Source organism: Halococcus sp. AFM35 (assembly GCF_051195015.1).
Classification (GTDB): domain Archaea; phylum Halobacteriota; class Halobacteria; order Halobacteriales; family Halococcaceae; genus Halococcus.
The window spans coordinates 1-7,111 of the sequence record NZ_JBNTJU010000059.1 but is presented as its reverse complement, the minus strand read 5'-3'; the positions used below and the strand labels follow the sequence as shown (position 1 = coordinate 7,111).

The following is a 7,111-nucleotide window of genomic DNA, read 5'->3' as shown; positions in this document are numbered from 1 at the left end:
GAGATCACGCCTTACCCTGAACAAACGAGTGGCTTACGCCTTCAACGCGGAGGTGAGGCCTTAACCGAACACGGATGCTCCTAGAACTGAAGTTAGTTAGTTCGGCGGTATGGCGACTACGAGCCGGTAACCGGGGTGATGCTTCCGACGACACCCACGAGTTCGTCAGCATCGACGCCCTGGAGACGCTCGTCGCCAAGCACGAGACGCTGGCGCGGACGGCCAACGTCGATTGGGACTTTCTCCGTCTCAATGAGGCCCATCTCTTCGAAGGCGGTCTTTTTCCGCGAGAACGTCGCTCGACTGGCGAGACCGACGCTCTCGCCCCACGTGCTGATATCATACAAGAGTGCCCCGCTTTTCGCGGCGGCGAGCAGACAGAGGTCTACACCATCAAGTCCGGAGTGGTCGTTGTCGCGGGTAGTCTGGAGCGTAGTGCGTATCTGCTCGAAATCATCTGTCACTTCCGGACCAAGCTCTGTCTCAAGGGTTTCCCGGACTCGCGAGAGCGGCGGCGTCCGCAGCGTGAATGGTTCGGCGTTCTCCCAGCGGTCCACATAGTGACGCCGAGCATTCTCAACGAACTCTTCGTCATCAGTGCCGATGCCTGCAGCTTGTGCATCAGTTGGGACAATTGTAATCACCTTCTTCTCGGTGACCACCAATGGGCCGTCGAGCCGGTTCTCGGTTGTTCGGAGCGAGAGCACGTCCTCGGCCACGAAATCCGCGATTGTGCCTGCAACAGTGAAGTCACTCACGAGGTCTTTGAGTACTGTTTCAGCTGCGAGGACACGGATAGAGGGAGTGTCATCACGCTCTCTGAGCGCTTCAAGCAATCCATCGATAACATCAGTTGAAAGACCGACCGCGAGTACGGTATCTGAGTCGTCCTCAAGCACTGCTCGCCAGAGATCAGCTGCATTTCTTTCGATTACAGTGGACTGTGTTGTGCCGTCCATACAGATAGCATAATACTACTGAGACTGTAAGAAACGAGTCTAGATGCTTAGGTTCCACATTATAGTTTATTATAATAGAGCGTGATTCACCCACTGGAAGTGGGTGCTGGGTTTACTTTCGCCACGCTTTGATGAGGTATAAGTACGAATAGACGGGAGTATAGGCTGCATGACGGATCTCATCGTCAAAGCGGCGGTCAAAGAACAGCTCGCAGACCAGAACGTCTCGTCGGATTTCTATGACGCGCTCGATAGCGAGGTCGCGGAGTTGCTTGCGGATGCGGCACGGCGAGCAGAGGCCAATGACCGTAAGACTGTCCAGGCTCGCGATCTCTGAGTCACGATCCAAGATGCTCCCAATCCATTTTCGAATATCGATGTATTTTACCGTAGGAATAACCAGCAGTAGGATATGTACGATCTAACTGGTTTCCAACGCGACGCGCTGTACGCGATTGCAGGACAGGACGAGCCGAAAGGACTCGCGATCAAGGACGAGCTTGACAACTACTACGAAAGCGAAATCAACCACGGCCGGCTCTATCCGAACCTCGACGAACTGGTCGAGAAAGGGTTGGTCGAGAAGGGCGAACGCGACAAGCGGACCAACTACTACAAGATCACTCAACGCGGCCGTCGCGAGATCGATGCCCGCCGCGAGTGGGAAGAGCAGTACGTCGCCGCTGAAGCCTAGGGCCGGTTGTCTGACACAGATACAGAGACGAGTCGAAGACTCGCTCTCGGTCGGTGTTTGATCGCGTCGGTCGAGTGGTTACTGTCGGCGATCTTCTTGCCGACACTCTTTGTAGAGAATCCGCTTGTTAGTGAGGGTCCCGACGCGCAGTACGTTGGGTTTGTCTTCGCCGCACTCCTCGCATGCGTCCCAACTAATACCGAGGTCGAGGGCGTTGTCCGCATCGGTCATGGTCGGTGCTTGAGCGTATCGTCATTCTTAGTGGAGTCGCTTTCGGTGATTTCTGGACCACCAGCGCTGCAACGCCTTGGCGTGATCAGGTGACATCCCCGGTTCAGAGTCCGGTGCAACTCCACCTCGCCACCTCGATCAGGGGTTCACTTCCACTTTCACGTCCCTTTCCGGACCTTTTTGCTTGAGAGTCTCGAACAGTCAGTGTCTCCCATCGAACACACGCGGAGGCAGGAAACGACCATGCCAGATGTGCAATCGCACGCCGAAGACATTCACGACCAGTTTGCCGATCAGATGGACATTACCGTCGAGGACGTCGCAGAGCGCCTCGACACGCTCGTCAACGAGTATCAAGTGCCCATCGACGAAGCGCGCCGCAGCGTCACCAGCAGTTACTACGATGAAGCCGATACCGACCCGGAATCGATGGGTGACGCGAACGAACAGCGCGAGATCGGCAGTATCAACACAGCCGAAGAATGGATCGACATCACCGCGAAAGTCGTCCAACTGTGGGAGCCCCGGAGTGATTCCATCGCACAGGTCGGCCTCGTGGGCGACGAGACGGGCCGCATCAAGTTCACCTCGTGGGCGAAATCCGACCTTCCCACGCTCGAAGAAGGTGCAGTGTACCAGCTCGGCAACGTCGTCACCGACGAGTATCAGGGCCAGTTCTCGGTCAAGCTCAACCGGACCACCACCATCGAGGAGGTTGACGAGGAGATCGAGGTTGGCGATAACTCGACCGAGGTCGAGGGTGCTCTCGTAGACCTTCAAAGTGGGAGTGGGCTGATCAAACGCTGTCCCCATGAGGACTGTACGCGCGTGCTCCAGAACGGCCGCTGTTCCGAGCACGGCGAGGTCGACGGCGAGTTCGACCTCCGAGTCAAGGGCGTTCTCGACAACGGTAACGAGGTTCACGAGGTGATCTTCAACCAAGAGATGACTGAGGAGCTGACGGGCATCTCGCTCGATGAGGCGAAAGAGCGCGCAATGGACGCGCTGGATACCACTGTCGTGGCCGACGATATCAGAGAGAAAATCCTCGGCCAGTACTACCGGATCAGTGGACCTGAACTCGGTCGATACGTGCTAGCCGATGAATTTGAGCAGCTCGGCGCACGCACGGATTCTGAAGAAGTGCTGATTACAGCGAGGTCGCTGTAGATGAGCGCAAGTTCAGACGGGGCCGAATCCACAGGACGGGAGGTTGCCAAGCGGCTGTTCGCCCGGGAGTTCAACGATGCGACGTACACGTTCAAAGAGTCCGAGGATGAACTCGCGCCGAACTACACGCTGCTCCCGACGGGTGATCGGGTGAACCGCTTGTTTTTCGCGGGCACGCTGACCGAGACGAACGATGTGGGGTCGGACTCGGAGTACTGGCAGGGGCGCGTGGTCGATCCAACGGGAACGTTCTACATCTACGCGGGCCAGTACCAACCGGAGGCGGCAAGCACGCTGCGCCAGATCGAGACGCCGACGTATGTAACCGTGGTCGGGAAACCGCGGAGCTACGAGACCGATGACGGGAATACGAACGTCGCCGTGCGGCCGGAGTCGATCACGCAGGTCGATGAACCGACCCGCGACCGCTGGGTAGTCGAGACTGCCGATCAGACCATCGACCGGCTCGAAGCGTTCGACGCGGAGACCAACGACTACGCCCAGATGGCGCGCGACGAGTACGGTGAGCGGCTCAGTCCGTATCGAGAGGCAGCCATCGAAGCGCTGGAAAGTCTCGATGCCACCGATGCTTCAGCGGCTCTCGCCACAAGCGAGACAACGTCGGACGCTGCGGAGAGCGACTCGTCCGCTGGCGATACCGAACAGGTCGCAGCCGACGCGGATACTCACGCTTCCGGCGGGAGCGAGGAGAGTGTCGGAAGCACCGAAAGCGTCGAGAGCGAGGAGAGCAGTTCTGATGAACTCTCAGGGTCCGAAGAGTCCTCTGAGGATACTGGACTCGGCGAGTACGAATGAGACAGTGTCGCCGCCTGCTGGTCAGCGAGAGTGTCGTCTGGAAGGGGTTGATATGTCTCGTATGAATGGGCCGCGGCGAATTCCGCCGTTCGCCGAAGACGCTCTTGAGGTGCTGCGGGAGACGATCAGTGATGGCGATGAAGGCCTGTCGAAAGACGAGGCGGCTACTGTGCTGGTCGCTGACGAGCGATTTACCGACGGTGACGCCGAGTACGCGCTCGACGTGTTGCAGAATCGGGGCTACATCTACTACGTCGACGAGCAGGTTTACATCACCCCAACTGACGACTGACCAGCGGACACACCGGCAGCAGACAAGGAGCCTGCTTCGTTGCGTATTCGGCTGGATGCGTTGCTTCTACCCTTTCATGCTGACCCAGAGCGTGTATCCGCCGCCCAAAGCGGTGATGGACTTACTTGTCGCTCTCCCTGACCGCTGCGTATGGATGTGCTCGAGCTCCCGGCGTCGGTGGAAGTGCAGTTGACTGACGGCAATACTCTTCATGGAACGTTCATCGAAGAGCGATCAGACGGATGGCTGCTTGACGAGGAGAGCGGCCGCCTGATCCACGTGTACTCACAGGAGGTTGATCAGATCGCCCCTCGTGACGAGTCCGAGTGATAGCCACCGAGCAAAACTGCTACAACCCTGCTCACGCTCCTTCAGGCCGCCTCCGTGCCTTGTGTAACATGACGGTGAGTGTATGGAGACATTCTGTTACACAAGGCACAGGGCCGCCAATAGCCACCACTGTTTCCTTGCTGTCGCAGTTCAGCGGATGCACCATTGCCTCGGTCCTCACCGGAAAGTTGAGTTTGTGTGAGAGTGGAATATGAATATGGGCAGTAGCAATGATTGGCTCTTTTCGCTCGCGTCCTTCTGTTTCTACTCTCCCTACTCTCCTCGAATGAGACCGAATCAGACCGGCTTAGCGAAGGCGCTGATCAAACCCAAATCGCTTGTGTTACTGACTATAGTTCTTCTTTGGCGAGCTCTGCAACCTCATCTGGATGCTCCATGCCGGCGCGGATGAGGGCCGTGTGGAGCTGACGTTTTTCGGCATCCTCAATCTCCGGATGATCGAGCGTGAGCCGTTTCAGAAACCGCCTGAATTCGCGGCGGGTATCCTCCGGCAGATAGACTGTGGTTGGCTTCCACTCGGTTGCCTCTGCTTCCTCAGTGGAGGATGAATCAGCGTTCGTTGATTGGGTACTCTCCGATGGTTCGTCCCCTGAGTCTTCGGAGGTGTCTGATTCGGATGCGTTCGAGAAGCGCTGGCCGAGGCGGTCACTGGATCGTTCGAGGCCGCTTGTGTCGTTATCGTTTGGCATTGTGGATCACTTGAGCTATTGCACTATATGAGGCACTGCATTATTTAATGTACTGCTTCCTCTACATCACTGGTGAGCTGGTCGAAGATGGGAATCATATCCGATTCATCGTTATAGGTATAGAGTGTTTGCCCGTGGCGCATGGCGTATTTGATGTCTGCTCGTTTGCGAATCTCGTACGGGAAGACGAGATTTTGTAGTCCATCTGTTGCTCGAAGCGTTTCGAGCGTTGAGTCGGCGATCCCGTCACGAGGCACCAAGTTCGGAACAATGCCGAGGATGTCAACGTCGATACCGAACGCTGATTCGATTTCTTCGAACTCATCAAGTGCCATATCGAGCGCATCGAGCGAGGAGTCTTCAGCTTGAATAGGGATGAGAACTCGTTGCGCAGCGAGGATTGCATTATCTGTAAGTACGCCGAGGTTTGGCGGGCTGTCAATGACGACGAAATCGTACGCATCTTCTGGAAGCTCTGAGAGTAGTGTTTCAAGTCGTCGCTCTCGGTTGCGAGCATTGTGCAATGCGTCGGTGACGCCGCGCATATCGTAATTGCTCGGGATGAGATCGACGCCCTCGTCAGTCGAGACAATGAGATCCTCGAAGGCGCTCTCGCTTTCATTAACAAGATGCAGCGCCAAGTTGTCGGTTTCCGCTCGATAAAAGTCCTCTCGCAGTCCATAGTGAGCCATAAGATACCCTTGCGGATCAAGATCGATAGCGAGGACATCGTGTCCCTGTTGACTGAGACCAGCGGCGAGGTGGGCGGCAATCGTTGTTTTCCCGACCCCACCTTTCTGATTGGTGATCGCAATTCGTTGCATCGTGAAACGTTGTTCATTAGAAGATGTAATAATGCTTGTGGTGGAGAGCATTATAGAATTTTCTGAATCATATAATGCAAAGCATCGTAGAGTGTACTACTTCAACAGTAGACTGGCAATTGACCGCGGGCTTTGAGTGAGCCGGTTGATAGGGTGAGAGTAGAGATGGGCAAGAACCCGTTTCATGAAGACCTTGACGACACGTTCCGCGGCGTGCGCGTCCGCGTTCGCACGAGCGAGCACACCTATGAGGGCTGGTGCGGGCGCTGGCACTACAACGAGCACGGGGTAATCGTGTACGACGCCGAGCGCAACGATGGCGAGAAGGTCGGCGCAGTGACGGTTTCGAACCCGGAGACAGTCGAGCGCCTTCCGCCAACCGATCCCATCGAGGAGGTGCGAGTCGCGGATATCGCACCCTCGCCGTACACCTACCGCTCGATGGACGACGCCGCTCACGAGAAGTTCGTGAAGCTCACGCGCGAGCGCGGGCATCTATTGACGTATCCGACCGTGCGCCGAGTGGGAGACGACGAGCACCGCAACCATGACAGCGCATACGAGGTGGTAGCGGGTCATCGCCGGTTCGAGACCGCCCGGCGGGCGAATCTCGATACGATTACAGCCCGGGTCGCAGACCTCGACGCATGGGAGGCCGTCGAGCAGTTCGTGGACGACCACGTCCCGATTCAGGGTGGTGATGAGCGACATATGTACGGTCAGGAGGAGATCGACCGGATGCTCGCACGCCTGCGCGAGGACTGGGACGACGACCGCCTTCGCGAGATAGGGGTTCTCGCGCCGTATCTGGAGGAAAAACTGGCTTCGACGCGCCGCGAAGGGATACGACAGGGCTATCTCGCCGATAGCAGAGGAAGTGAATGAGTGACGACAAGTGTCCGCTTCCAGTGCCAGTCAACAACTCCATGACTAACAACCAGCCTCTGCGGACGGAGATATAGTGTGCCAGATACTGCCTACACTGATTGGGTTGAGTACCCCTACGCCCTGCTGTGTTGAATAGGGGTACGGCGGCGGGATAGACCGTCACATCGGTAAGGACGAAGCCGAGGATGGCCGATATG

Annotated in this window: 11 protein-coding genes; 7 read left to right on the top strand and 4 right to left on the bottom strand. The window is 56.9% G+C overall.

Annotated features, from left to right (window positions below; all coding sequences use genetic code 11):
* Positions 1-116: 116 nt before the first annotated feature.
* Positions 117-959: a transcriptional regulator TbsP gene (gene tbsP, locus ACQUQO_RS17690; protein WP_435079894.1), complete on the bottom strand. Its 843-nt coding sequence runs from the start codon at positions 957-959 to the stop codon at positions 117-119.
* 169 nt (positions 960-1,128) lie between these two features.
* Between tbsP and ACQUQO_RS17685 the strand changes: the two genes are divergently transcribed.
* A complete protein-coding gene (locus ACQUQO_RS17685; RefSeq protein ID WP_435079892.1) occupies positions 1,129-1,296 on the top strand; it encodes a DUF1931 domain-containing protein in 168 nt (55 codons plus the stop codon).
* Between the two features lie 75 nt (positions 1,297-1,371).
* Positions 1,372-1,653, top strand: a complete 282-nt coding sequence (locus ACQUQO_RS17680; protein WP_435079890.1) for a helix-turn-helix transcriptional regulator — start codon at positions 1,372-1,374, stop codon at positions 1,651-1,653.
* Positions 1,654-1,731: 78 nt separating this feature from the next.
* On the opposite strand, the gene ACQUQO_RS17675 is transcribed toward ACQUQO_RS17680, so the two are convergent.
* Positions 1,732-1,884: a hypothetical protein gene (locus ACQUQO_RS17675; protein ID WP_435079888.1), complete on the bottom strand. Its 153-nt coding sequence runs from the start codon at positions 1,882-1,884 to the stop codon at positions 1,732-1,734.
* 243 nt (positions 1,885-2,127) lie between these two features.
* On the opposite strand from ACQUQO_RS17675, the gene ACQUQO_RS17670 reads away from it, so the two are divergent.
* The 4 genes from ACQUQO_RS17670 (at position 2,128) to ACQUQO_RS17655 (ending at position 4,492) form a co-directional block, all read left to right on the top strand.
* Complete coding sequence (locus ACQUQO_RS17670; RefSeq protein ID WP_435079886.1) at positions 2,128-3,054, top strand: replication factor A; 927 nt, start codon at positions 2,128-2,130, stop codon at positions 3,052-3,054.
* Positions 3,055-3,870, top strand: a complete 816-nt coding sequence (locus ACQUQO_RS17665; RefSeq protein WP_435079884.1) for an RPA family protein — start codon at positions 3,055-3,057, stop codon at positions 3,868-3,870.
* 61 nt (positions 3,871-3,931) lie between these two features.
* Entirely contained in the window at positions 3,932-4,162 is a 231-nt protein-coding gene (locus ACQUQO_RS17660; protein WP_435079882.1) for a hypothetical protein, read from the top strand.
* Between the two features lie 150 nt (positions 4,163-4,312).
* On the top strand, positions 4,313-4,492 hold the full coding sequence (locus ACQUQO_RS17655; protein ID WP_435079880.1) for a hypothetical protein: 180 nt from the start codon (positions 4,313-4,315) through the stop codon (positions 4,490-4,492).
* A 350-nt stretch (positions 4,493-4,842) separates the two neighbouring features.
* Here ACQUQO_RS17655 and ACQUQO_RS17650 read toward each other — a convergent pair whose 3' ends face one another.
* Together ACQUQO_RS17650 and ACQUQO_RS17645 are read right to left on the bottom strand one after the other, a co-directional pair.
* Positions 4,843-5,202, bottom strand: coding sequence for a hypothetical protein (locus ACQUQO_RS17650; RefSeq protein ID WP_435079879.1), 360 nt, complete (start codon positions 5,200-5,202; stop codon positions 4,843-4,845).
* A 44-nt stretch (positions 5,203-5,246) separates the two neighbouring features.
* The gene (locus ACQUQO_RS17645; RefSeq protein WP_435079877.1) at positions 5,247-6,077 is read right to left on the bottom strand and encodes a ParA family protein; all 831 of its coding nucleotides are present in this window, start codon (positions 6,075-6,077) and stop codon (positions 5,247-5,249) included.
* 114 nt (positions 6,078-6,191) lie between these two features.
* Here ACQUQO_RS17645 and ACQUQO_RS17640 point away from each other — a divergent pair, with 114 nt between their 5' ends.
* Positions 6,192-6,911, top strand: coding sequence for a ParB/RepB/Spo0J family partition protein (locus tag ACQUQO_RS17640; protein WP_435079875.1), 720 nt, complete (start codon positions 6,192-6,194; stop codon positions 6,909-6,911).
* Positions 6,912-7,111 lie beyond the last annotated feature (200 nt).

Bases quoted from the DNA above. Each gene is read 5' to 3' on its own strand.
- ACQUQO_RS17665 (WP_435079884.1), top strand. From the start codon at position 3,055: ATGAGCGCAAGTTCAGACGGGGCCGAATCCACAGGACGGGAGGTTGCC.
- ACQUQO_RS17675 (WP_435079888.1), bottom strand. From the start codon at position 1,884: ATGACCGATGCGGACAACGCCCTCGACCTCGGTATTAGTTGGGACGCA.
- ACQUQO_RS17650 (WP_435079879.1), bottom strand. From the start codon at position 5,202: ATGCCAAACGATAACGACACAAGCGGCCTCGAACGATCCAGTGACCGC.
- ACQUQO_RS17660 (WP_435079882.1), top strand. From the start codon at position 3,932: ATGAATGGGCCGCGGCGAATTCCGCCGTTCGCCGAAGACGCTCTTGAG.
- ACQUQO_RS17670 (WP_435079886.1), top strand. From the start codon at position 2,128: ATGCCAGATGTGCAATCGCACGCCGAAGACATTCACGACCAGTTTGCC.
- ACQUQO_RS17640 (WP_435079875.1), top strand. From the start codon at position 6,192: ATGGGCAAGAACCCGTTTCATGAAGACCTTGACGACACGTTCCGCGGC.
- ACQUQO_RS17685 (WP_435079892.1), top strand. From the start codon at position 1,129: ATGACGGATCTCATCGTCAAAGCGGCGGTCAAAGAACAGCTCGCAGAC.
- ACQUQO_RS17645 (WP_435079877.1), bottom strand. From the start codon at position 6,077: ATGCTCTCCACCACAAGCATTATTACATCTTCTAATGAACAACGTTTC.
- ACQUQO_RS17655 (WP_435079880.1), top strand. From the start codon at position 4,313: ATGGATGTGCTCGAGCTCCCGGCGTCGGTGGAAGTGCAGTTGACTGAC.
- tbsP (WP_435079894.1), bottom strand. From the start codon at position 959: ATGGACGGCACAACACAGTCCACTGTAATCGAAAGAAATGCAGCTGAT.
- ACQUQO_RS17680 (WP_435079890.1), top strand. From the start codon at position 1,372: ATGTACGATCTAACTGGTTTCCAACGCGACGCGCTGTACGCGATTGCA.